Below are 616 nucleotides of genomic sequence, written 5' to 3' on the forward strand. Positions count from 1 at the left end.
ACCTGCAAAAACCTGCTGGCGGAAATGCGCAATGCGCCGGAAAAATGCATCGCGCTAAGCTGGGACAAACAGGTAGAGCAGGAATTCACCGCCGCCCTGCGCATCGAGCTGATCAACAAGCGCGGCGTGCTCGCTACCCTGGCCAACAGCGTGTCGGAACTGGGCTCCAACATCGACACCATCGATATGGCGGAAAAAGACCCCACCCTCACGACCCTGAACGTGACCATGACGGTAAAAGACCGCATCCACCTGGCCCGCATCATCAAGAAACTGCGCACCCTGGACAGCATCGTCCGCATCCACCGGCTTTGATAAACGCAGCACCCCTCACGCAACATGCCAAGGCACTCTTGGCGGTTTCTCCGCGCTATTGCGTGCAGGTATTAACCCGTGCAAGCATAGCCGCTTCCCTTTTTTCGCCTGCTGGCCGTGGCCGGGGGCATAACTGACGAAGAACACATCATGTCCAACCATTCCGTAATCAGCACCGACAAGGCTCCGCAAGCCATTGGCACCTATTCCCAGGCCATCAAGGCAGGCTCCACCGTGTATCTGTCCGGCCAGATTCCGCTGGTGCCGGAAACCATGGAGCTGGTTGAAGGCGACATGGAGG

The 616-nt window shown here is 58.1% G+C and carries 2 protein-coding genes; both read left to right on the plus strand.

What is annotated here, in order from left to right:
* Positions 1-315 (plus strand): bifunctional (p)ppGpp synthetase/guanosine-3',5'-bis(diphosphate) 3'-pyrophosphohydrolase (locus A3730_RS08285; RefSeq protein ID WP_197477372.1); only part of this gene is annotated, 315 nt, incomplete at its 5' end.
* A 150-nt stretch (positions 316-465) separates the two neighbouring features.
* The coding region (locus A3730_RS08290) for a Rid family hydrolase (RefSeq protein WP_255364224.1) at positions 466-616 on the plus strand (151 nt) is incomplete at its 3' end.

The organism is Alcanivorax sp. HI0044 (assembly GCF_001634945.1).